The sequence below is a fragment of the Aquisphaera insulae genome (assembly GCF_011064615.1).
GTDB classification, from domain to species: Bacteria; Planctomycetota; Planctomycetia; order Isosphaerales; family Isosphaeraceae; genus Aquisphaera; species Aquisphaera insulae.
Genome location: NZ_JAALJH010000051.1, coordinates 28,111 through 52,626 on the forward strand (window position 1 = coordinate 28,111; position 24,516 = coordinate 52,626).

A 24,516-nucleotide genomic window follows, 5' to 3' on the forward strand; every position below is an offset into this window, starting at 1 on the left:
CGGCCGGCCCGTCGCGGCCCCGGCGGACAGGCAACAGCATAGGCGCCACGCCGAGGAATTTGCTAGTGTGACCCGCTGGTCTTGCAGGCGAGAACACCGAAGGAAGGACGACATGGCCCTGGTTGATCCCTACGATCCCTGCCCCTGCGGCAGCGGCAAGAAATACAAGTGGTGCTGCCACAAGGCCGAGCCCTACGTCGAGCGATCGGTCCGGCTCCAGGAGTCCGGCCAGGGCGAGTCGTGCCTCGGGCCGATCGAGGAGGGGCTCGCGAAGCTGCCCGGGAACAACCTGCTGCTGCTCAACAAGGCGGTCGTCCTGATGTCCCTGGAGCGGGACGACGAGGCCGCCGCCGCGGTCGACCTCCTCCTCTCACGGGAGCCTTCGAACCCGATGGCGATCGAGCTCCGCTCGCGCCTGTCCGTGGTCCGGGAGGGCCCCGCCGCGGCCGTCGCGCGATTCCAGGCCGCGCTCCGCGCCGCCGACGAGTCCGCGAGGAAGACGCTCGCCCCATCGGCCTTGCTGATCGCGAATGCGCTGGTCCGGAGCGTCGAGATCCCGCCCGCCCTGAAGCATGCCGAGCTGGCCGCGGAGATCGCCGAGGACCCGGAGCTGATCGGCGAGGCGAAGGAGCACCTGGCGGAGATCCGCAGGAACCCGCGGATCCACCCGTGGCTCAAGCAGCCCCTGGCCCTCTCGCCGGCCCCTTCGGGCCTGGACCCCGAGTCCGCCGACTCCTTCAACCAGGCCCTGGGGTGGGCCCGTGAGGGCCTCTGGGACGCCGCGGCCGCCGCCTTCGAGCTCCTGTCGGCGAATCGCGGGGCGAGCCTCGCCGCCGACCGGAATGTCGGGATCTGCCGGCTCTGGCTCGCCGACGATCAGGCTGCCGTCGCCGCCCTCCGCCGGTTCATCGCCGCCTCGCCCGCGACGACCGACGTGGTCGATCTCGCCGTCATCAGCGAGTTGATCGACCCGGCGAAGGATCCGGAGCAGGTCGAGGAGGTCACCATGACCTGGCCGATCCGGGATCGGCGCGACCTGATCGCCCGCCTGGTGGATCATGCGACCGTCGCCCGGGACGAGCCGGACGAGGAGGAGGAAGGGGACGACGATTCCGAGCCGGAAGACGAGTTCCTCCTGCTCGATCGGCCGAAGTTGAAGGAACAGGAGGGCCTCTCGGCGGCCCAGGTCCCCAACGTGCTGGCGGACATCGCCGTCGGCCGCGAGACCGTCAAGCTGATCGCGTTCGACGAGGGCGGACTGAACGCGATCATGGACCAGTTCTCGGCGATCGCCGGGACGGCCGTGCCTCCGTCCCACCCCAAGGTGAAGGTCACGCGTCGCGTCGATCGGGCCGAGGTCGCGGAGGGCCGGCAAGCCTACCTGCCGCCGGCCCTCGATGCGACGGAGCAGGAGCGGCTGCTCCGCGAGAAGTGGGCGGAGTACGTCCAGGATCGGTGGGCCGACGTCCCCCGGGCCACCTTCGGCGGCCGGTCTCCGGCCCAGCTCGCGAAGTCCGGCCACGCGGAGGTCATCCTCCGGGCCGCGATCCTCGCGCTCGAGACGAAATTCGCCTTCGCCAAGGCCGACTGGGCCGCCCTTCGCGCGCGGCTGAACGTCCCGGAGGAGCCGGCGATCGATCCGGCCACGGTCCAGATCGACGACGTTTCCCCCGGCCGATTCCGGTTCATCCCGCTGGGGGCGCTCGACGATGACCGCCTCGTCGCCCTCGATCGGCGCGCCGGCGAGCTCGGACAGATCGAGGTCCACCTGGACTGCTGCCGGGAGATCGTCCGCCGGGGACATCTGATCTCCGATCGAAAGGTCGCCGCGATCCGGGTCTACCCGGCCCTGATCAGCGCCGCGGTGGCCGCCGGGGATCGCCAGGCTGCATTCGACCTGCTTCAGGAGGGCCGTGCCGCGGCCCTCGCGGCGGATTCGTCGTCCGGCGCATCGGCCTGGGACATGACCGAGTTCCAGCTCCTGGTCCGCTTCGACGGGCCGGAGGTCTGGGTGCCGAAGCTCCTCGAGCTGAGCGACCGCTACAAGGGCTCGGCCCAGTTCGGCCAGGCGCTCTCCGCGTTCCTCGTCCAGTTGGGCCTGATCCGACTCATCCCGCTCCAGGATCGGCCGGGCGAATTCGCCACCGACGCCCGCCTCCTGGAGAGGCTGATCGGCCTCTACGGCCCGAAGGTGCAGTCGGCCTCGGACTACCTGGGCATCTCCGCGAGCAAGGGGGGCATCTGGACGCCCGGCTCCGAGACCAAGGGGGGCTCCATCTGGACCCCCGGGGCCGAGGCGCCGGGGCAGGCACAGGGACAGGGCGAGGACAAGCCTCGGATCATCCTGGCGCGTTGATGGCGGCGGAACGGGGATCGGATTCGACGGCGGAGGATGTTGCGGCATGAGTTCGAACACGGCGAGAGACCAGGCGCAGGCCCTGGTCCACCAGGGCTGGAATCACCTCATGTCGCAGCGGCCGCTGGCGGCCTGGGGGACCTGGCAGCAGGCCCTCCGCCTGGATGGCGAGTCCGCCGCGGCGCACCAGGCGTTGGCGACCCTCGAGGCCGCGCCGGACCTGCCCGCCGCCGCCCGCAAGGCCTATCGGTTCCGCAAGCCGGCCGACGACGCCCGCGGGCGGTGGGACGACGTCCTCCGGCATCGCGACACCGCCCAGGTCGAGGACGCCGCCCGGGCCTTCGAGGCCATCGTCCGGGACGACCCCGAGGATGCGGCCGCCTGGTTCAACCGGGCCCTCTGCCTCGCCTGGTCGGGCTCCGATCGCGAGGCGATCTCGTGCCTCGACGAGGTCGTCGGCCTTCTCGCGGATGAGGAATCCGCGGCCGGCGTCGAGGCCTGGACCCTCGCCGAGGTCCTCCGCCAGGGGGGCGGCGCCGAGAGCCTCGCCGACGACCTGAGATTCGCCTGCAACTTCGCCTGGCATCACGACGACACCCCGCGGCTGGAAGCGACCTACCCGGAGCTGCGCCGCATCCCCACGCCGATCGACCCGACGGGCTCCAACGGCCACCCCCGCGAGCTGGAAGTCCTCGAGTGGCTGGACCGGGCCCTCCCCGCCGCCGATCGCATCGCCGGCGAGTCCGACCTGCCCCGGGTCCTGGCCACGGTCTACATCACGCCCGGCTCGCTGCGGCTCTCCAGCCCCCGCGTCGAGAGCCTCGAGGTCGCCGAGGAGCGGCTCCGCAAGATGCTCGGGCCGGACGTCCAGCCGATCGAACGCCTGGCCGCCCCCCTGCCCCTGCCGTTCCTCGACGCCGACGTCTGGACCGCCCGGATGCCGGAGGGCCTGGACCCGGAGCTGGTCCATCGCCTCTCCCGCGAGATCGTCGAGTCCTACTATGAAAATCATTGGATCCATAAGCCCAGGCAGGGCCTCGACGGCCTCTCCCCCCTGGCCGCCTCCGAGGCCGCGCGGCGGGGCGACGCCGCGGCCCGCGTCAAGGTCGAGGCCGTGATCCTCCTCCGAGAGCAGCTCGGAGCCCGCTCCAGCGCGGCCGCGATGTACCAGGGCTACCCCTTCGACCGGCTCCGCCATCGGCTGGGCCTGGAGCCGACCCACGCCGGCTCGGTCGAGGCCGACGACCTGACGTGTGCCCCCCTGGCGACGCTCCAGGCCCTCGCGGCCGAGGGCCTGGAAGACTCGCGCCTGTCCGACGCCTTCCGGTCCGCCGCCGGCTTCCGCGACGACGCCCTGACGACGCGGTTCGCCGCCGAGCTCGCCCGCCGCGGCACGCCGGAGCTGACCCGGCTCGAGCTCACGACCGTGTTCGCCCCCCTCGTCCGCCAGGCCATGGGCCGGAGCGACCCGGCGGAGGCCCTGTCCTGGCTCGACCAGGCGCGGGTGCTGGCCAGCGACGCGAGCCGTCGGGATTTCGACACCTGGCGGGCCGAGATCCTCTCCCGCACGGGCAAGTCGGAGGAGGCCGCTCGGATCTACGAGGATCTCGTCGCCACCGCGCCGGCTCCCCACCTCGCCGCCCTCGATGCCGCCGAGACCTTCCTCGACAACGGCCATCACGAGCAGGCCCGCGACTTCCTCCATCGCGCCCTCGACCTGGCGCGAAGGGACCGCATCCCGGGCGTCGAGGATCTCGCCAACCGGCACCTCAACACGCTTTCGCGGAACGGCCACGGCTTCTAGCGCTCTGTCAACACTCCGAATTCGGGTTGCAGGACAGACAGGCATGTCTGTCCCCCGGGTCTAAGGCCAGGTGTGTTGGAGATTTCGGCGGACAGGCATCCTGCCTGTCCTCCTGCCAACCCGAAAATCAAGCTGTGACGGAGCACTAGCCCGCGGGCTCCGCCCCGGGATCGCATCGAAATCGCCCGAGATACTGGAGCTCTCGCCCGGGCAGGGTGACCGACTTCGGATTCGAGATCTCGGCGTTCCAGACCAGGAGCACGAGGTTGAACGGCGCGATCGAGGCCGACCGGGATTGCTGAACGACGTCCGCCAGGTAGGACGACGAGAAGGAATGCCGGCCCAGGGCTGCGGCGATGTCGTCGCCCGGCGGATCCAGGAATTCGCCGCGTTCCACGAAGTCGTGATCGTAGAACCGCTCGCCCATGTCGGCGGCGAATTGCGAGATCGGCCTGTCCTCGTCGTCCTCGTCATAGGTCTCTTCGAAGTAGGCGTCGGCCTCCTCGTCCGAGGAGAACCGGCACAACCACACGTCGACGATCTCGAACTCAGCGGCCATCGCAGCCCCTCCTCGTACCGAAACAAACCGCGGCCATCGAGTCGGAGAGCATATCGCCTTCAGGGCTGTTTTCCAGTCCCGAGCTGAGCATCGATCCGTCCACACCGGTCGTCTCGGAAGCCCCGCCGTCGAATCGACCCGGGGCGGCGATCAACCTCGTCGCCGGCCGATGCACCATTGCACCTCGAAATCCAGGGCGGACAATGCCAGGGACGGACCAACCTCCCCGAGGAGACCCACCCCATGCGACGCCGTACGTCGTCCCGCCTGACCCGAACGTCTCTCGCGACCCTGGCCTCTCTCGCCGTCTTCTGGCTCCTGCTCCCCTCCAGCCCGGCGCAGTCCTCCAGGCCGATCTACGCACGACCCGTCGAGACCGCGCGGTCGCCCGCACTCCTGCCGCTGCCGCCGGGCGCGATCGAGCCGGCCGGATGGCTCCGCGACTGGTGCCTATCGGCCCGCGACGGCTGCACCGGCCACATGGACGACGTCGCCCCGGAATTCCGCCACGCATGGGCCGCCGATTTCCAGCAGCGCGGGACGGGACTGAACTGGCCCAACGGGGCCTGGCCCTACGAGGGGGGCGGGTACTGGTTCGACGGCCTCACCCGGCTGGGCCTGGCCCTCCACGACGAATCCCTGCTCGCCCAGGCGAGGACGCGATTTCGTCCTGTTCTCGATCGCATGAACGACCGGGGATTCCTCTTCCTCTGGTGGCTGGACCGCAAGAGCGATTCCGACCGCGCGGCGCTGAAGGCCGGCGGCGACGGCTGGTCGATCTGGGCGAGCGGGCTGATGGGCCGGGCCCTTTCGGGCTATTACGCCGGGACGAAGGACCCGCACGCCCTGGAGGCGATGGTCAAGGCGTATGGCCCCGATCCCGAGGGCCTGCGGTGGATCAACAGCAACCTCTCGAACGTCGCGCCCGCGTTCGACGCGTACACCTGGAGCGGCGATCCGGGCATCCGCAGGGCACTCGACAACCTCTTCCACACGCCACCGTCCGGCTTCTCGCCGAACATCGCCCGGTTCCACGCGCCTCCGGACATGACGCCCGGGTCGGTGCTGGATAATTGCCACGTCGTCGAGTTCCTGGAAGGGACCACGCCCTGGGCGCTCGGCACCCTCTGGACGGGCGACGAGTCGTACCTGAAGGCGACGCTGGCCTGGCATGACCTGCTCGCGAAGGTCTCGATGCTCCCCACCGGCGCACCGGTCGCGGACGAGTGGTTCCTGCCCACCGGGGCCTTCCGGGGGACCGAGACCTGCGACGTCGCCGGCTATCTCTGGAGCCAGCTCTTCCTGCTCTCGCTCACGGGGGACGGCAAGCTCGCCGATCGCGCCGAGCGGGTCTTCTTCAACGCGGGGCCGGCCACCATCGCGCGTGATTTCAAGACGCACGTCTATTTCCAGAGCCCCAACCGGTTCGCCGCGGGGTCGCCGTCGTTCCCGCACGGGCCTGGCGCCTCGGGCGGAAACTACGCCGTGAAGCACATGCCGCTCTGTTGCACGGCCGCCGTCAACCGGATCGTCCCGTGGTACGTCACGAACATGTGGATGGCCACGCCGGACAACGGCCTGGCCGCGACGTGCTACGGGCCCTGCAAGGTCTCCGCGCTGGTCGCGGATCGGGTGCCGGTCGAGATCGCCTGCACGACGGACTACCCATTCACCGAAGACGTCGAGATGACGGTGAAGCCGACCCGCGAGGTCCATTTCCCGATCTCCGTGCACATCCCGGCCTGGTGCGAGCGGCCCGCGCTGACGATCAATGGGGCGGTCGTGCCCCTGGAACGGTCGTCGACCGGATTCGCGCGGATCGATCGGACCTGGAAGCCCGGGGATGCGATCGCCCTGTCGCTGCCGATGGCCCCGAAGATCGAGCAGGGCCGCGATCGGGCCCCCCGCGGACCGGTCGGCGGAGAGCACCTGCCTTCCCGGATCACGATCCGGGGCGAGGACGATCCCACCGGCGCCCCCTTCGGGTCGGTCAGCATGGGTCCGCTCCTCTTCGCGGAGGCCATTGCCGACGTGGGCGGCCCGAACACGCCCGACCCGACCGCCACCTGGAAGGTCGCGCTGGACACCCATGCCCCCGGGTTCGAGGTCGTCCGCACGTCCCTCCCGTCGCGCTGGGACTGGCCGCTGGCCTCGCCGCTGAAGGTCCGGACGCGAGTCTTCCCGGTGGACTGGAACCCGGCGCCGGGCTCGCCGACGCTGCCCGACGCTCCGATCGCCCCGACGGCCGCGGCGAGGTCCATCGAGCTAATCCCCTACGGCTGCACGAAGTTCCGGATCTCGATGTTCCCCGTAGCCCGGCGTGAGCCGGCGCTGAAGGACGTCCGCAAGATCCTCTTCCTGGGGAACAGCATCACCCATCACGGGCCCAATGAGAGCCTCGGCTGGCCGGGCGACTGGGGCATGGCGGCCTCGGCGCCGGAGAAGGACTACGTCCATCTCGTCGCGGCGGCCGTGGGTCGCATCGCCGGAAAAGCCCCGGAGTTCCGCGACCTCAACATCGCCGACTTCGAACGCGGGTATGCGAACTACGACGCCGCCGCGAAGTTGAAGGATGCGATTGCATTCGACGCCGACCTGATCATCCTGGCAATCGGCGAGAACGTGCCGGCGTTGGATTCACCCGCGGCGGGCGACCGTTTCGAGACGGCTGTTCGGACTCTCCTGGGGACGCTCCAGGGCGGGCGTGATCGGATCGTCCTGGTCCGGAGCTGCTTCTGGGCGAACGGCCCCAAGGACGAGCGGCTGTCGAAGGCCAGCCGCTCCGCCGGCGTGCGATTCGTCGACATCGGCCGCCTGGGTGCGGACCCCGCCAACGCGGCCCGCTCCGAGCGTGCTTTCAAGCACGAGGGCGTCGCCGGTCATCCCGGCGACCGCGGGATGAAGGCGATCGCCGAGGCGATCATGGAGGCGCTGAAATAGGCAGGCCAGCTCAACCACGCATGGACGGCACTCCTCCCTGATAGCGGAAGATTCCGTGGAGGCACGCAAGGCCGGGACCGTCGACGGGGTGATTCCCGCACTGGACGGGCCGGATACAGTTCCTCGGCACGGACGGCGCACGCATCCGGAGGCGCTCCGAGGCGAGCGGCCCATGCGGCGGTCCTGCCCAAGTGCTCTGAGGAACGACCATGACTCGACGGCTTCTCGAATCCGCACTGGCAATCGCCCTGGCGGCGGTGGCGGCCCCAAGTTGCTTCGGGGCCGAGAACTACACCCTGGACGCGGCCCATGCGGCGGTCACCTTCAAGGCCTCGCACCTGGGACTGAGCTGGACGTATGGACGGTTCAAGGAGATCTCCGGAGCGTTCGCCATCGACACGGCCGATCCGACGGCGACGCGGTTCGAGGTCGTGGCCAAGGCGGAGAGCCTGGACACCGACAACGCCAAGCGTGATGAGCACCTCCGCGGCCCCGACTTCTTCAACAGCAAGGAGTTTCCGGTCGTCAGCTTCAAGAGCACGTCCGTGAAGGCCGTGGAGGGCGGATACGAGGTGACGGGCGATCTCACCCTTCACGGCGTGACGAAGCCGATCGCGGTCGTCCTCCGCGGCGGCGGGACGGCCGAGTTCCCCAAGGGAGTGCATCGGACCGGCTATTCAGGCGAATTCCAGATCAAGCGCAGTGAGTTTGGCATGGACAAGATGACCGGGCCGATCGGGGATGAGGTGTTCGTCGCGATCAGCTTCGAGGGGACGCGTTAACCGCCAGCCGATCCTCCATTCCGCGTCGCCAGGTGTCGAGGTCGCCATGCCCGATCCTCTCGTGATGGCGGGGGCCGCAGCCCTTGCCGCGGCCGTTGCCGCCCTCGTTGCGTGGACGCTCCGCCGGTTCCGCCTTCCCGGCGGGGCCGCGGGAGTGGGACTCGCGGTCCTGGGCGGGGCGTTCGTCCTGGGCCTGACGCCACGGATTCCGCCCCGAGAGGCGCTGGATCGACTCCTGCTCCTGGTCATCCCGGCGGCGGTCATCGCCGAGTTGGCGAGCGAGAGGATGCGAAAAGCCGCATGGCTGCCGCGACTGGCCACCGCCGCGGTGGCCAGCCCGATCCTCCTCTTCGGCTCCAGCTATGTGACCGACCTCTCGGGTCCGGGGAGCCGGGAATGGGGACCTGCCTTCGCGTCGGCCGTCTGTGCCGGGCTTGGTGCGGTCCTCTTCCTGGTCCAGCACACGAGCGTCCGGATGGCGAGTCGGGCGGAGCGCTCCTCGGCCGCGGTGGCGGCAATCTCGGCCGCGGGCGCGGGCCTCGCGATCATGCTCTCCGGCTACGCGACCGGGGGGCAGCTCGGCATTCCGCTGGCGGCGGGCGTGGCGGCCGTTGCGCTCGTCCGCGGCCAGGGGGTCGGGGCGGTCGGCGTTTCGATGGTCCTCCTCTTCTCCCTGCTGGTCATCGGACGGCTGTTCGCCGGGCTGACGACCCTCAACGCAGCCCTGATCTTCCTCAGTCCGCTCCTGGCATGGGCGCCGGAACTGCCTCAACTCCGACGACTCGGGCCGCGGCTCCGAACGACCATGCGGGTCGCCCTGCCGGTCCTCCCCGTCGTCCTGGCGCTCTGGCTCGCCCAGCAGAAGTTCGCCGCCGATTCCGCCGGCGCGGCGCATGCACCGGGCGAGGCCGGCCTCAGCGATTACCTCGAGTTCGGCAAGTGATGGACCGCTTCTCTCCGCAAGGCTCCGATGTGCGCCATGATAACGGCGTCGCATGCTTATCCGACGTCTTTTCCGGAACTCGCCACCCTTTCCGGAACCGACGACCAGGCGCAATCCCGGCACCGATGCCCATGTCCATCGCTTCGCTGCCCCGGCCGTCCCGACTCGCCCCGCCATCCCCCTGTTTCGCGCCGTCCGACCCCGAAACTTGCTGGCATCCGCATCGAATTTCCACGCAGTGGTTCCCGAGATGGGCAATCAATGACTCCCGGTCCCGGTCTCGCAGCGTCAAAGAGCCTCGCCATGAACGTCAATACGTATAAGAATTTTAATTACGTACCGTACAGGGCGATACTAGCCGGAGGCCTCGTATGTGTCCTGGCGGGCGGAGCGAGCGGGCAGGTTCCCGCTCCCGCGCCCGTCCCGCACCGTGACGGGGTCGACCGGGGCACGCTCATGTCCGAGGGGTTCCGGCTGGGCTACCGGATCGAGGGTGAGGGGCCCAACGCGCTCGTGGTCGGTAGCGCGGTGTACTACCCTCGGGTCTTCTCGGCCGGGCTGCGGAAGCACCTGAGGCTGGCTTTCCTGGATCACCGCGGCTTCGCACCCCCGCCCGGCGACGTCGAGCTCAGCGCCTTCGCGCTCGAGAAGATCGTCGGGGACATGGAGCGGGCGCGGCAGGCCTTGGGGTTGGGACGAATCGTCGTGATCGGGCACTCGGGGCACGCGTACATGGCCCTCGCTTATGCGAAAGCTCATCCTGAGCACGTCTCGCACGTGGTGATGATCGGTATCTCGCCGAACCTCAGCGCCGCGGGGGGCGCGGCCGCCGAACGCCACTGGCGGGAGTCGGCCTCGCCCGAGCGTAAGGCGGCACTCGAGGCGAGCATGAGGCGCTCGCCCGATTCCGTGCTGGCCGCGCTGCCCCCGGGCGAACGCTTCATCCGCGGCTACCTCCGCGAAGGCCCGCGCACCTGGTACGACTTCCGCTTCGACGGGACGCCCCTCTGGGCCGGTGTCGAGGTTAACGCGCGGATGATGGACCACGTCTGGGGCGTCGTCTTCCGCGACATCGACATCACGCAGGGCCTCGACGCGTTCGATCGGCCCGTACTCCTGGCGCTTGGGAGATACGATTTCACCGTGGCGCCGCCGTCTTCGTGGGACCCGATCCGGCCGAGAATCCGCGACCTCACCTTGCGGGTCTTCGAGCGCAGCGGCCACGTACCGCCGCTCGAGGAGCCCGACCTGTTCGACGCCGAGCTCCTCCGATGGTTGGCATCCCGGCCGTAGGCGGACTCCGATCAACATCAATATAATACATCATTTTCTCACGTGATGTATCAGGCGAGAGGCTAACGCGGGGAGTTTCCGGCGGACGGCGATGGGATTGGCGGCACCGTGCGCGGTGCCCGGTGCGAGCATCCCGGGCCGCGAGCGCCCTGGGGGGAATGACGCACCGAGTTCGCCTGCGTCTCGACGACGGCTTTCGGAGGCCTTTCGCCGTTCGGCCGGGATCTTCGAGGGGTCCAAGCGGAGATCGCCCGGTTATTTCCCCCGGAGGGCTCCTCTCCCGCGGAACGGGGATTCGTGTTAGGATGAGGGACTTCTCCGACGTCGAGGGGATCGTGCGAACTCGAACGGCCCGGGGCGTGTCCGGGGGAGGATCGGCCGGGGTGCGTCCCGGCCCGGTCGACTTGTCCTGAGATCGACTGCTCGGGCGGATAGGTCAGGGAGATTGGTCGTGAAGAACGTCGCCGTCGTCGGGGCTACCGGGGCCGTGGGGGATCGGATGGTTCGGCTGCTCGAGGAGCGGAACTTCCCGGTCCGATCGATCAAGTTCCTCGCCTCCGAGCGGAGCGCCGGCAAGACCCTGACGTTCCGCGGCAAGGACCATCGGATCGAGCCGATCAGCGGGGACGCCTTCCGCGGCGTGGATATCGTCCTGTCGAGCACGCCCGGGAGCGTGTCGAAGGAATGGAGCCCCATCGCCGCGGCGGCCGGCGCGGTGGTCGTGGACAACTCGTCGGCGTTTCGGATGGATCCCGAGGTCCCGCTCGTCGTGCCCGAGGTGAACCCGCAGGACGTCGCCCGCAACAAGGGGATCATCGCCAATCCCAATTGCTCGACGATCCAGATGGTGGTCGCCCTCAAGCCGCTGCACGACGCGGCGAAAATCCGGCGGGTGGTCGTCAGCACCTATCAATCGGTCTCCGGCGCCGGCATGCGCGGGATACGCGAGCTGGAATCCCAGGCCGAAGCCACTGTCAAGGGGACGGACGTCCCGGCACCCGCCAAGTTCGCCCACCCCATCATCGGCAACTGCCTGCCGCAGATCGACGACTTCCTCCCGAGCGGCTATACGAAGGAGGAGATGAAGATGGTCAACGAGACCCGCAAGATCATGGGGGATCCGACCATCGACGTCTGCCCGACCTGCGTCCGCGTGCCGGTCCCCTATTCGCATAGCGAGTCCATCCTGGTGGAGACCGAGCGGCCGATCAGCGTCGAGCAGGCCCATGCGTTGTGGCGAAAGGCCCCGGGCGTGATCCTCCAGGACGATCCGTCGAGGCTCGAGTATCCGCTCGCCGCCGAGGCCAACGGCCGCGACGAGGTCTTCGTCGGCCGCGTCCGCCAGGACCTGGAGCGGCCCAACGTCCTCCTCTTCTGGTGCGTCAGCGACAACCTCCGCAAGGGGGCCGCGACCAACGCGGTGCAGATCGCCGAGGAACTGCTCAAGCTGGACCTGGTCCGGTCTTGACGGTCAGGCCTCGCCATCGCCCATGCGGAACATCAAGCTGACCCTGACCTATGACGGGACGGACTTCCACGGCTGGCAGAACCAGCCCGGGCTCCGGACCGTCCAGGGCGTGCTCGAGGAGGCGATCGAAGGTCTGACCCAGGCCAGGCCATCGACGACCGCAAGCGGGCGGACCGACGCGGGGGTCCACGCCCTGGGACAGGTCGTCCACTTCTACACGGCCTCGCGGCACCCCCGCGAGGTCTTCATCAAGGCGCTCAACGCAATGCTGCCGAAGGACGTCCGGGTCCTCGACGCGGAGGAGATGCCCCAGGCCTTTCACGCCACGCTGGACGCCCGTTCGAAACGCTATCGGTACGTGATCGACAACGCCGCCATCGCCAGCCCGTTCCAGCTCCGGACGAGCTGGCACGTCTCGCGGCCGCTGGACGTCGCCGCGATGGAGCGTGCGGGGCGTGCGCTCCTCGGGCGGCATGATTTCCGGAGCTTCGAGACCGAATGGCCCAACCGGACCAGCAGCGTCCGGACGATCCTCGACCTGACCGTGCAGCGATCGGAATCCCAGGTCATGATCGAGGTCGAGGCCGACGGATTCCTATATAATATGGTCCGTACGATCGCGGGGACGCTCGTCCTGGTCGGCTCGGGCAGGCGCCCGGAAGGCTGGGTCGGCGACGTCCTCCGCGCCGAATCACGCGTGGAGGCGGGGCCGACGGCGCCACCGCAAGGTCTCTTCCTGCTCAAGGTCCGATATGGTCCGCATCCACGATGACGGGTGTACGGGAGCGGGGATCGTCGGCTCCGGGCCTCTCGACGATCCCCCCTCGCCACCGCCGAAGCCGGCCTCGCCGGAGCCGGCTCCGCCCGCGCGGAAGGCCCCCAGGATGCGCATCGTCCACGTCATCACCCGTTTGATCCTCGGCGGGGCGCAGGAGAACACGCTGCTCACCGTGGAGGATCTCCACGGCCATTACGGCGACGACGTGACCCTGATCACGGGGCCGGCGGAGGGCCCGGAGGGGGACCTGTTCGAGCGGGCGCGGAAGGGGGGGCTGAAGGTGGAGGTCATGCCGGAGCTCGTCCGGCCGATCCATCCCTGGAAGGACCTGCGCGCCTACGGCAAGCTCCGCTCGGCCTTCCGCCGCCTGCGACCGGACGTCGTCCACACGCACAGCTCCAAGGCCGGGATCCTGGGACGCGCGGCCGCCTGGCACGCGAAGGTCCCGGTCGTCGTGCACACGATCCACGGCATGCCCTTCGGGGCCTTCGAGACGCCCTGGCGGAATCGGTTGTACATCCACCTGGAGCGCTGGGCCGCGTACCGCTGTCACGCCATCGTCAGCGTCTGCAACGCCATGACCGAGCAGGCTCGCGCGGCTCGGGTCGGCCAGGACGGGCAATTCCTGACCGTTTACAGCGGGATGGACGCGGACGCATTCCTGAACCCACCCCGGCAACGGGACGAGGTCCGGCGGGAGCTCGGGATCCGCGACGGCGAGATCGCCTTCGCCACCGTCGCCAGGCTCTTCGAGCTGAAGGGGCACGACGACATCATCGCCGCCGCGCCGGAGATCCTCCGGGCGAATCCGAACGTCCGGTTCGTCTGGATCGGCGACGGCATCCTCCGCGATCGGTTCGTCGCCGACCTGGAACGCCTGGGCATCCGCGACGCCTTCATCCTCACGGGCCTGGTCCCCCCGGGCAAGATCCCGGAGCTGCTCCTGGCCGCGGACGCCGTGATCCATCCGAGCCTCCGCGAGGGGCTCGCCCGCGTGATCCCCCAGGCGCTCCTCGTCGGGCGGCCGGTGATCAGTTATGACATCGACGGGGCGCGCGAGGTGGTCCTGCCGGAGACCGGGATCCTGCTCCCCCCCCGCGACCTGGACGGGCTCCGCGAGGGCGTCCTCAGGCTGGCCGGGGACCCGGAGCTCCGCGACGCCATGGGCCGGGAAGGGCGGCGACGGTTCGCCGACCAGTTCCGCCACGAGGTCATGACGCGTGACCTCCGCTCACTCTACGCGAGGCTCCTCGGGGCGGTCCCGGCGGGCCGTTGACTCCTCGCGGCCCGGCGATTCGCCGCGGCGATGCAGCAGGACGATCTCGACGGCGTGCGTCCGGCCCTTGGTCAGGCTCAGCCCGTCCACCGTCTCGATCGGCGTCATTTCCAGGGCGTACTTGTCGCTGTAGGCCGCCCGCTCCTCGGGGGTCACCGCGGACAGGAACTCGGGGCGATCGTCGAGCAGCCTCTCCAGGTCGTTGCGCTCCCGGACCGTGGCGAGCGGATGGCCGGCCGCGTAGATCACCCCGGGCTCCTGGTAATTCAGCAGGACCACGGGTCGGCCCCGTTCCCTGGAGAGATCCTCGAGACGCCGGCCGACGCGTGCCGAGATCCGAAACGACTCGGTGGCCGGGATCAACCAGCCGCCGAGCAGCCCCATGAAGAGCCCCCACGTCCCGGCGAGAGCGACGATCCCCCGATGCGTCGCCCCGCCACGGACAAGGCGAGCCCCCAGGAAGGTCCCCGCCCCCATCACCGCGGACAGGACGGCGAGCGGAATCCGTTGCGGGCCGGGCCAGCAGGCGGCTGCCGCCAGGGTGACGGTTCCCGCGATCCCGATCCCGCCCAGGAGGACCATCGCCAGCCTGCCGAGCGGCCAGCGGCGAATCGACGCCCCCTCGGCCGCCAGGGTTTCCACCATCCAGGCGACCAGCAGCGCGCAGGCCGGATAGGCCGGAAGATAATAGTGGAGCAGCCGCGTCGGCAGGCACTCCAGGAAGATCCAGGGGCCGATCATCCAGCCGAGCAGGAATGCGAGCTCCGGTCGGGTCCGCCGCCGCATCCATGCCCCGGCCGCCGCCGCCGGCACGAGCGCCGACCACGGGTAGAACGCGACGGCGGAGAGGGCGAGGTAATAACCGGGAAGGCCGCCATGCTCCTCCATCCCCGTCGTCACCCGCTGGATGATCTGGGAGCCGACGGCGAATCGGTAGAATTCGCCGCGAGTCGCGATCATGACCGCGAGATACCACGGGACCGCGATCGCCGCGAAGACGAGCAGGCCGGTCCGGACATGCAGCCGTCGCACGACCGGCGGGACTGGCCATCCCCAGCACCAGGACAGAAGGGCGGCGATCGCCAGGAGCGCAGGCCCGACCGGTCCCTTCGTCAGGAAGGCCAGCCCAAGGCACGTCCAGAAGACCATGGCGGCTCGCCGCGACGGGCCCTCGGCAAGCGTCAGCAGGCAAGCCTGCGCGGCGACGAGGAAGAAGGCGAGGGTTGCGTCGGTGGTCGCGAGCTTGGATTCGGCGACGACGATGGGGGACACGGCGAGCATCAAGCCGGCGACCAATCCTCCCCGAGGCCCGATGAGGCGGCGGCCGATCCACCACGTCAGCACGCAGGTGCCCGCGCCGGCGAGGGCCGACACGAGCCTCGCGCCGAAGGGGTTGTCGCCGGCGAGGGCCGTCGTCAGGCCCATGAGCCAGTAGACGAGCACGGGCTTGTGATAGCGCGGTGCATCGTTGAACCAGGGCACGATCCAATCACCGCGTGCTCGCATTTCGCGTACGGCCGTGGCGTATCGGGGCTCATCTCGGTCCCAGAGCCCTGTGCGAGCGTTTCCCGCCAGGTTGATCGTCAGGGCGATCAGGAAGAGTGCCGTGGCCGCGGAGGCCTGGGTCAGCCGGCATCGCCACGATCCGGGTGTCGCCGTCCCCCCTCTAGCTTCCTGGGAATCGGAATTGTCGAGAGCCGAGCTTCCTTGCTTCATGGACTTTGCCCCAGCGTCCGCGCAGCCGTCACGATCGCGACCGGAGCCGCGTATGTCCCTCGGATGGAGATCCAGTGAGCGATTGGCAGTATAATTCGGTTCCCGTTCTTGGCGAGAGCGATCGATCGACGCCCCGCTCTCCGCGCTCGCCACATCATCGGGACCATCCCCCGTCGCCCCCACTCGAGGAGGATCCTTGACCGATCCGACCATACCGACCGAGGCGTCCTGCCTGCTTCAGACCGGAGCCCTCTACGTCAGCCGCATCGGACTGGCCCGCGGCGATTCGTCCGGCCTGGTGTTCGCGGGATTCAAGAAGGGGTCCTTCTCTCTCTATTTCGGCGACGAGCCCATCTACCACTTCGACCTGGAAGGCCGATGGCAGCGGGCGTTCGTCGAGGACATCCATTACCTGAAGGCCCTCGACACCTCGACGCAGGCCGTCGACCGCGTGCGTGAGGGGTCGAACATGGTCCTTCGCCGCCGCCGGCTCGACGGCTCCGAGGTCCGGGCGATGGATCGTCGCGTGCGGACCATGGCCCTGGAGCTCCTCGCCGAACTGAGGTCGGGACGATTCCGCCACGAGGCGCCGCCGGACGGCAGGGCTCGGCCGCTCGAATCGGGCGAGTTGTTCACGTTCCTGGAGCGAATCGCCGACTGGGATGACGACTCCTGGGACGCCCATCGCGACCGGTGCAAGGCAACCTACGGGCCGCTCCCGCTCCTCCCGCCCGATTGTCAGCATGCCATCATCTTGCAGGCCACCTACGGAAATGCGCCCGGCGGGGCGTTCGGTCGAGGGCCTCACGCCGCTCACCGCGTCCGGACGCCCGAGGAGTTCCGCGGGCACCTGGGGGACGTCAAGAGCCTGCTCGGGGGCCGTCTCGAGCAATCACGGATCGCCTTCCTTGGCGGCAATGGGGCGATCCTTCAGGAGCCCCGCTGGGTGGAGGCGTACCTCGAGGCCGTGGCGGACATCCTGCCGATCGGGACGGACGGCGGCCCGGCCGCTCGCGGAGGCGCCGGCACGCCCCCGCGGCTCCAGGGAATTCATGCGTTCGTGGATCGCTTCGACGCGCCCCGCCCCTCGCGCGACGCCTTGCGAGCCTTCCGCGGCAGGCACCTCACCAGCCTCAGCCTGGGGATCGCCTCCGGCGATCCGGTGGTCAGGGAGCGACTGGGCGCGGCCTGGACCGACGAGGACCTGCGATCCTTCGTGGACGACCTTCGAGCCGCCGGGATCCGCCTCAGCGTCCTGACCCTGGCCGACGCCGGCGGGTCGGACCGCCAGCAGGAGCACCTCGCGCGGACGACCGACCTCGTCAGGTCGCTTGAGTTGGGCCGGTCCGAGAACGTCTTCATCCTGGATTCGTCGGACGTGATGGACCTCGATGAGAGAGGCGCTTCGATCGGCCGCGGCGAGGGAACCCCGGCGGCCCGGGATCGCCTCAGGGACGCGCTGGCCCCGCTTCGCGAGCGCGGGGCGAAGGTCCTGGTCTACTCCGCCGACAAGCACTGGGCCTGAGCGGTCCAGGGCGGCGCTTTCTCCGCCCGGGCTCATCCCGTCGCCGGACCGAGTCGGGTCCTGCAAGAGTCTCCGCCCCGCGGCCGGTCATCTCGAGGATCGCCGGGTGTGCCGACCACCGATGAAGCTCTCGAAGACGAACTGGCCGAGGTCTTCGGTCGAGGAGTAGGCCGCCACGCCACCGGTGACCCTGGCCATCTCCTGGACGAAATTCACCAACCCCAGGTAGAAGTAATCCTCGATCAGGGCGAAGCTCGAGATCCGGATGCCGGCATTCGCGCAGTGCCTGGCCTCGTTGAGCGTGTGGGCGGCCGTCTTCTCCGCGGGCGGATAGATCAGGACGACCTCGCGGCCCTCGAGGTGGGCGGTGGGCTCCCCATCGGTGATGACGATGATCTGCTTGTTGCCGGCGGCGTGGCGCATCAGGCGGCTGCGGGCCAGCCTCAACCCGGCGTGGATGTTCGTGAAGTGCTGCGGGACCCGGCCCGGCAGGTTGTCGAGGTCATATCGGAGGTGGACCCGGCTGTCCCAGAGGCTGACCGGCTTGGGCGCCGAGTTCAGGAGCTGCCGCTCCGTCATCGGGCTGGCGAAGGAGTAGAAGCCGATCATCTCGATCGAGTCCTGCGGATACTGCGCCCGGACCATCGCCTGGAGGGCAATGGCGACCTTCTTGGTCGTGTGGTACTTGCCGTAACGCCCCATCGACCCGCTCATGTCGATCAGGACGACCGTGGCGCAGCGGCTCTGGAACTCGGTCTCGTGGACGACATAGTCCTCGTGCCGGAGCCGGATCGGGACGCCCCCCCCCTGGCGGACGTAGGCGTTCTTGAGCGTCTCGTGCATGTTGAGGTTGGCGAGCGAATCGCCGTAGACATACGGCCGCGTGTCCTCCAGGCGGACGGTCCCCTCGCCCTTCTGCTGGCTGTCATGGCGGCCGAGCGCGTCGCGACGGAACGTCTGGAAGAGGTCGGTGAGTGCCCGGTCCTGGATCCGCCGGATGCCCTTCGGCGAGACGCGGTATTTCCCCTCCTCGTCGCGCTCGATGAGCCCTTCCTTCTCGATGAGCTGGATCAGCTCCGGGAGCTCGTCCTCGTCCACGTCGTCGAGCTGGCGGAGGACGTCGTCGCCGTGCTGGAGGATGTACTCGGACAGCTTCTCGAAGACCTCGTCGGCGGACTGGGGCCGGAACTCCTGGCCGTCCCAGCGGGAATACTCGAAGACGGACATTCCTGGCTCCTCCCGGCCCGGGCCGAGTCGATGCGACCGGCCGCGTTCAACGGCGGTAGGTCGTCCCGCCGGTCTTGACGGCCTTGTTCAGCTTGTTGTGGACGTGCAGGCCCTCGAGCAGGAACTCGCCGGCGCTGGCGGCGGCCGCCTCGCGGGCGGCCCGGTCCTTCAGTTCCGGGAGGAGCTTCGAGGCGACCTCCTCGGCCCGCTTCTTCAGGCCCGGGACGCGTCCGAGCCGTTCGAGGACGGCCCCGGTGGGGAGCATGTCGCCGAGCTCGATGTGCTGGCCGGACTCGAAGTGCTCGACGATCGGCCGGAGCTCGCGGACATCGAAATGGGCGCCGAAGATGTTCTTCACGGCCTCGTCGAGGATCCGATGGATCAGCTTGTCCTCGTGCCCTTCGTCCTCGTTCATGGTCAGCTCGAGCTTGCCGCGGGAGCTCGCCGCGGCATGGGCCAGGTCGGAGATCCTGGGGACGATGCACGCCTCACCGTGGAGGAGCGCCCGCCGCTCCGCGTTCGAAATCACGTTCTCGAGGTTGGCGATCGACATCCGGACCGAGACGCCCGACTGCTGATTGACGTGCGGGGAGGTCCGCGCCAGCCGCGAGGCCTCCTCGACCACCTCCTTGATGTAGGCGGGGATCGCCATCGCGCCGGCCGAACCGTCCCCCGCGCGGTCGAGCCAGGCGTTCTGATCGCTGATCGCGATGCCGATCTCGCGGGTCAGCGGATAATGGGTCCGGACGACCGAGCCGATCCGGTCCTTGAGCGGGGTCACGATCCGCCCGCGATTGGTGTAGTCCTCGGGGTTGGCCGAGAAGACCATGCAGACGTCGAGCTCGAGCCGGATCGGATAGCCGCGAATCTGGATGTCCCGCTCCTCCAGCACGTTGAACAGGCCGACCTGGATCTTGGGGGCGAGGTCCGGCAATTCGTTGATGCAGAAGATGCCGCGGTTCGTGCGCGGGATCATCCCGAAGTGCATCGTCAGGTCGCTGGAGAGATAACGCCCCTCCGCGTGCTTGATCATGTCGACCTCGCCCACAAGGTCGGCGATCGTCACGTCGGGCGTCGCCAGCTTCTCGTGGTAGCGACGGTCCGGGCCGATCCACTCGATGGGCGTCGCATCCCCCTTCTCGGCCACGAGATCGAGCGCGAACCGGGAGATCGGATGGAAGGGGTTGTCGTTGACCTCCGAGCCGGCGACGATCGGGATGGCGTCGTCCAGGAGGTGGACGAGCTGCCGGAGCATCCGCGTCTTGGCCTGGCCGCGAAGGCCCAGGAAGAGCATGTCGTGCTTGGAGAGGATCGCATTCTGGATCTGCGGGACGACCGTATCTTCATAGCCCAGGATGTCCGGGAAGAGAGGCTCTCCCGCCCTCAATTTCCGGACGAGATTCCGCCGCATCTCCTCCTTCACGGGGACGACCTTGTAGCCGGTCCCTCGCAGTTCGCCCAGCGTCCCGGCTCTCTCCCCGTCCATAAGCGCCTGCCTCCCCGATGTGCCCCGCCATCCTCAACGCACCCCCGGACCTTCTCATGCTAGGCCCGGAGCCGCGTGAAGTCAACGAGATCAAATCATGCAAACAAGCGCAATAGAGAGTCTTTTTGGGCGCAGCATCGGACGGGGATCGCGGGGGTCGACGTGGTCCCGTGCCGGAGGCTCGCCCGGGGCGAGCGGCGGATTGCACGCCGAGCACCCCGCGCCCATGAGGTCCGAGATCGCCTCGGACCGCTCAGTAATTGAACAGGCGGCTGACGCTTTCGCGGCGGTGGATGGACATGATGGCGTCGGCGAAGAGGCTGGCGACGCTAACGACCTTGCAGCAGGGCGGGAGCGGCTCGAAGCGATGCTCGATGGTGTCGGTGAAGACCAGCTCCTTGATGGGGCTGCGGGCGATCTTGGCCGCCGAGCCCGGCGAGAAGACGCCGTGGGAGACGCACGCGTAGACGTCCTTGCAGCCGCGCTCCTTGCAGGCGACGGCCATCTCGATGAGCGTCCCGCCGGAGATGGTGAAGTCGTCCACGATCAGGACGTTCTTGCCGCGGACGTCGCCGACGATGTCGAGCATCTCCGCGTGCTCGTCGTGGCCGCGACGGACCTTGTTGCCGAAGACGACGGGCGACTGGATCATCTCGGCGAACTTGTACGCCTGCTTGCCGAAGCCGACATCCGGCGACGCGACGACCAGGTCGGGGATTTCCTTCTCGCGGAAGTAGTCGACGAGCACCGGCATGGCGTAGAGATGGTCGACCGGGATCTTGAAGAACCCCTGGATCTGGGGGCTGTGCAGGTCCATGGTCAGCACCCGGTCGGCGCCCGCGGCCTCGATGCAATCGGCGCAGACACGGGCCCGGATCGAGACCCGCGGCTCATCCTTCTTGTCCCCCTTCGCGTACGAGAAGAAGGGGATGACGGCCGTCACCTGGGTCGCGCTGGCTCGCTTGAAGGCGTCGATCCAGAAGAGCAGCTCCATGAAGTTGTCGTTGACCGGATGATCCGTCCCCTGGATGACGAAGACGTCACGCCCGCGGACGTTCTCCAGCACGCGGACGAAGACGTTCCCCTCGCTGAAGACCTTGGTCTCGGACCGGGCAAGGTCGGCCCCCAGGTGCCCGCAGATGGCGCCCGCGAGGTTTCCGCTGGCGCTGCCGCCGAAGATCTTCAGCTCGCCGTAGGGGTCGGTCCGCTTGGTCGCATCGTCGTAGCAGATCAAGGACTTGTCCATGGCCACGGTGATAGCCCTGATGATCGGTGGGGGGAATCTCAGAAGCAACGCGTCGGAGGACTCTCTGGATCTCCTCGCGCCCGACCATGGACGCGGCCGGCCGACTGCCATCGGCCTCTCCATATCTTAACAGCCGCCTCCGCGGCTCGCCAGCGGAGGCAACGTCATCTGCCTCGAGCACTCGACCCCGCCACGTTACGATCGCCAAGGTCCCCCACTCCTCTTTTGCTCGCGGCCGTTTACAATCCCCTCGATGGATTGCCCTTGTGTCTCACTCATTGTCCACCCGCCAGGACCAGGACCCCAACATGACCCGCCGCCAAGCTCATCACGCCTTGCTCCCACTCGCGACGTCGGTGTTGATTCTTGGCCTCGTCGGAGCCATGACAGGTCTTCGCATCTTCTCTACCCGCCACAACTTGTCGGACGACGCGACGGGAACGCTTCGGCTGGTCTCTTTCCGCCAGGACGAGGGGCCGAGCCTCGAGGGGGGCGTCGGCTGGATCAACTCCGATCCGGTCAAGCTCTCGGACCTGAAGGGGAAGGTCGTGCTCCTGGACTTCTGGACGTACTGCTGCATCAACTGCCACCACGTCCTGCCGACCCTGGCGAAGATCGAGGAGAAGTACAAGGACGAGGTCGTGGTCATCGGCGTGCATTCCGGGAAGTTCAGCGCCGAGCGCGACGTCGAGAACATCCGCCGGAAGGTGGCCGAGTACCGGATCAAGCATCCGGTCGTCAACGACGCGAACATGGTGATCTGGGAGCGGTTCGGCGTCTCGAGCTGGCCGACGCTCGTCCTGATCACGCCCGAAGGCAAGATCGGCGGCGCCCACGGCGGAGAGATCGCCTTCGAGGACCTGGACCAGGCGATCGGCCAGACGATCGCGCGCTACAAGGACCAGATCAACCGGAAGCGCCTGACCTTCGCACCGGAGATGGACAAGGTGGCCAAGGGGCCCCTGCTCTTCCCGGGGAAGGTCCACGCCGACTCGAAGGGGAACCGGCTGTTCATCACGGACACCGGCCATAACCGGATCATCCAGACCGACCTGGAGGGCAAGTCCCCGCTGGTGATCGGTTCCGGGGAAGAAGGGCTGAAGGACGGCGGCTTCGGCGAGGCCCGGTTCAACCGGCCGCAGGGGACCTTCCTGTCGGGCGATCTCCTCTACGTGGCCGACACGGAGAACCACGCGATCCGCGCCGTCGACCTGAAGGAGAAGCAGGTCCGCACGATCTCGGGGGACGGCAAGCAGGCCCCGAGGAGCCCGCTGGAGCGATATGAGGGGGCCGCCGCCGGGAGCGCACTCTCGAGCCCCTGGGACCTCATCGAGATCCCGGGCTCCCCGCTGCTCTACATCGCGATGGCCGGGCCCCATCAGATCTGGCGCCTGGATCCCGCCGCGGGGAAGATCGGCGTCTGGGCCGGATCGGGATATGAGAACATCCAGGACGGCGACCCGGAGGACGCTCGGTTCGCCCAGCCGAGCGGCCTGGCGACCGATGGCGAGCATCTGTTCGTCGCCGACTCCGAGGTCTCGGGGATCCGCACGATTTCCGGGATCGCGGCCAGGAAACCGCACGTGGGCCGGATCGTCGGCGAGGGGCTCTTCCAGTTCGGCGACGTGGACGGCCATGGGCCCAAGGTCCGGCTCCAGCATTGCCTGGGCGTGGCCTACGGCGGCGGGACGCTCTACATCGCCGACACCTACAACAACAAGATCAAGGCGTGCGACCCGAAGACCCGGATCGTGAAGACGTTCGCCGGCGACGGCAAGCCCGGCGACGCCGACGCCCCCGCGCGTTTCTACCAGCCCGGCGGGCTGGCCGTCGCGGGCGATCGCCTCTACGTCGCCGACACCAACAATCACAAGATTCGGGTCATCGACATCCCCACGCGGGCCGTGCGGACGCTCGCACTCGATCTGCCAGGCTCGGCCGCGGAGGGCCGATAGTCGTCGCGTGCCCCCCCCCAGAAGAGGCGCCTCCGCCCGGCGACGAGGCCAGTCGCAATCGCCTCGCCGGCTGACTTCATCCACGACGCCATTGAAATTCGCCGCCGGAAGACCTATAACACCTGACAATATCAGTTCTTGCGTTGCCCAGGTTGTTCGGCCGGAGAAGGCCGCGGGTCATGAGGGCTCGATGCTCAAGACGGTCGTTGATATCGGAGTGCCGGTCCTCGCCGTGTCCGCGATGATCATCGTGGGCATGGGGCTCACGACGGCGGACTTCGGCCGGGTCGTGCTCCGGCCCCGGGCCGTGTGCGTGGCGGTCGCGGGGCAGGCCGTCTTGCTCCCGGTCCTCGGCTGGCTGCTGGCGCGCGGTCTCGGACTGCAGCCGGTGGTCGCGGCAGGGATGATGCTGGTCGCATCGTGCCCGAGCGGGGCGATGGCCAATCTCTACGTGCATCTGGCCCGAGGCGACGTGGCCCTGGCCGTCACGCTGACGGCGGTCTCGTGCCTGGCGGCCGGGATCACCATGCCGCTGGCGCTGGCCGTCTTGCCGATCGGAGACCTTGCCGCGGCGGGGTCGGCCGTCCCGCCCGGCTTGCTGGCGGCGCAATTGATGGCCCTGCTGGTCTTGCCCGTGCTGGCGGGAATGGGCGTCCGCCGCCTGCGGCCGACCATCGCCCAGCGGTATGGCCGAATCCTTCTCCGGCTGGGGGTCGCGGCCTTGCTCATCCTGCTGGGACTGGTCCTGATGCAGGAGTCGGGGCGATTCGCCAGCTCCTTCCCCCAGATCGCTTCCGCCTCGGGGCTGCTGGCCGTCCTGGCCTTCGGAGCCGGATGGGCGACGGGATGGGCCAGCGGCTGCGCGGCCGGGGGACGTATCGCAGTGGGAATGGCCTTCGCGGTCCGGAACGTCGGAATCGCGACGGCGGTCGCCGTCACGGTCCTCGGCCGGATCGAGTTCGCCGTCTTCGCGACCGGCTACTTCCTGGCCCAGGCCCCGATCCTGCTTCTCGGGGCCATCTGCCTGCGCCGCGCAGCATCCCTGGATCTCTACGGCGACGACATCCCGGAAGTCGCCGTCCCATGAATCACCCCGACGGTGAATCCGGCGTCGAAGCCGCCGCAAGATCTTCGGCCCTGTCTCCCCACCAAGAGGAACTGT

17 protein-coding genes are annotated in these 24,516 nt (G+C 68.8%); 12 read left to right on the forward strand and 5 right to left on the reverse strand.

Going from position 1 to position 24,516, the window contains the following annotated elements:
* The first annotated feature begins 112 nt into the window (after positions 1-112).
* The gene (locus tag G6O54_RS37400) at positions 113-2,356 is read left to right on the forward strand and encodes an SEC-C domain-containing protein (protein WP_205679011.1); all 2,244 of its coding nucleotides are present in this window, start codon (positions 113-115) and stop codon (positions 2,354-2,356) included.
* 46 nt (positions 2,357-2,402) lie between these two features.
* Entirely contained in the window at positions 2,403-4,160 is a 1,758-nt protein-coding gene (locus G6O54_RS23515) for a tetratricopeptide repeat protein (protein ID WP_165228676.1), read from the forward strand.
* 145 nt (positions 4,161-4,305) lie between these two features.
* Here the strand turns inward: G6O54_RS23515 and G6O54_RS23520 are convergent, their stop codons facing one another.
* The gene (locus G6O54_RS23520; RefSeq protein WP_165228678.1) at positions 4,306-4,719 is read right to left on the reverse strand and encodes an immunity 22 family protein; all 414 of its coding nucleotides are present in this window, start codon (positions 4,717-4,719) and stop codon (positions 4,306-4,308) included.
* 243 nt (positions 4,720-4,962) lie between these two features.
* Here G6O54_RS23520 and G6O54_RS23525 point away from each other — a divergent pair, with 243 nt between their 5' ends.
* From G6O54_RS23525 to G6O54_RS23555, 7 genes are all read left to right on the forward strand, one after another.
* On the forward strand, positions 4,963-7,659 hold the full coding sequence (locus G6O54_RS23525) for a beta-L-arabinofuranosidase domain-containing protein (protein WP_165228680.1): 2,697 nt from the start codon (positions 4,963-4,965) through the stop codon (positions 7,657-7,659).
* 209 nt (positions 7,660-7,868) lie between these two features.
* Entirely contained in the window at positions 7,869-8,441 is a 573-nt protein-coding gene (locus G6O54_RS23530) for a YceI family protein (protein WP_165228682.1), read from the forward strand.
* A 46-nt stretch (positions 8,442-8,487) separates the two neighbouring features.
* Positions 8,488-9,384: a hypothetical protein gene (locus G6O54_RS23535; protein WP_165228684.1), complete on the forward strand. Its 897-nt coding sequence runs from the start codon at positions 8,488-8,490 to the stop codon at positions 9,382-9,384.
* A gap of 456 nt (positions 9,385-9,840) precedes the next feature.
* Entirely contained in the window at positions 9,841-10,677 is an 837-nt protein-coding gene (locus G6O54_RS23540) for an alpha/beta fold hydrolase (protein ID WP_165228686.1), read from the forward strand.
* Positions 10,678-11,128: 451 nt separating this feature from the next.
* Entirely contained in the window at positions 11,129-12,145 is a 1,017-nt protein-coding gene (locus G6O54_RS23545) for an aspartate-semialdehyde dehydrogenase (protein ID WP_165228688.1), read from the forward strand.
* A 22-nt stretch (positions 12,146-12,167) separates the two neighbouring features.
* Complete coding sequence (truA, locus tag G6O54_RS23550) at positions 12,168-12,917, forward strand: tRNA pseudouridine(38-40) synthase TruA (RefSeq protein WP_165228690.1); 750 nt, start codon at positions 12,168-12,170, stop codon at positions 12,915-12,917.
* A 112-nt stretch (positions 12,918-13,029) separates the two neighbouring features.
* Positions 13,030-14,199, forward strand: a complete 1,170-nt coding sequence (locus tag G6O54_RS23555) for a glycosyltransferase family 4 protein (protein ID WP_165228692.1) — start codon at positions 13,030-13,032, stop codon at positions 14,197-14,199.
* Here G6O54_RS23555 and G6O54_RS23560 read toward each other — a convergent pair.
* Positions 14,155-15,915: an ArnT family glycosyltransferase gene (locus G6O54_RS23560; RefSeq protein ID WP_250847031.1), complete on the reverse strand. Its 1,761-nt coding sequence runs from the start codon at positions 15,913-15,915 to the stop codon at positions 14,155-14,157. The two genes, G6O54_RS23555 and G6O54_RS23560, sit on opposite strands and share 45 nt — an antisense overlap.
* Before the next feature lie 196 nt (positions 15,916-16,111).
* On the opposite strand from G6O54_RS23560, the gene G6O54_RS23565 reads away from it, so the two are divergent.
* Complete coding sequence (locus tag G6O54_RS23565; protein ID WP_165228694.1) at positions 16,112-17,440, forward strand: radical SAM protein; 1,329 nt, start codon at positions 16,112-16,114, stop codon at positions 17,438-17,440.
* A gap of 87 nt (positions 17,441-17,527) precedes the next feature.
* On the opposite strand, the gene G6O54_RS23570 is transcribed toward G6O54_RS23565, so the two are convergent.
* The 3 genes from G6O54_RS23570 to G6O54_RS23580 form a co-directional block, all read right to left on the reverse strand.
* Positions 17,528-18,667: a VWA domain-containing protein gene (locus tag G6O54_RS23570; protein WP_165228696.1), complete on the reverse strand. Its 1,140-nt coding sequence runs from the start codon at positions 18,665-18,667 to the stop codon at positions 17,528-17,530.
* A 46-nt stretch (positions 18,668-18,713) separates the two neighbouring features.
* Positions 18,714-20,153, reverse strand: a complete 1,440-nt coding sequence (locus tag G6O54_RS23575) for a sigma 54-interacting transcriptional regulator (protein ID WP_165228698.1) — start codon at positions 20,151-20,153, stop codon at positions 18,714-18,716.
* Between the two features lie 253 nt (positions 20,154-20,406).
* A complete protein-coding gene (locus G6O54_RS23580; protein WP_165228700.1) occupies positions 20,407-21,399 on the reverse strand; it encodes a ribose-phosphate diphosphokinase in 993 nt (330 codons plus the stop codon).
* Positions 21,400-21,782: 383 nt separating this feature from the next.
* Between G6O54_RS23580 and G6O54_RS23585 the strand changes: the two genes are divergently transcribed.
* Both G6O54_RS23585 and G6O54_RS23590 read left to right on the forward strand, forming a co-directional pair.
* Positions 21,783-23,354, forward strand: coding sequence for a thioredoxin-like domain-containing protein (locus G6O54_RS23585; RefSeq protein WP_250847032.1), 1,572 nt, complete (start codon positions 21,783-21,785; stop codon positions 23,352-23,354).
* A 190-nt stretch (positions 23,355-23,544) separates the two neighbouring features.
* Positions 23,545-24,441 carry a bile acid:sodium symporter family protein gene (locus G6O54_RS23590; protein WP_165228704.1) on the forward strand — a complete coding sequence of 299 codons (897 nt, stop codon included), beginning with the start codon at positions 23,545-23,547 and terminating at the stop codon, positions 24,439-24,441.
* Positions 24,442-24,516 lie beyond the last annotated feature (75 nt).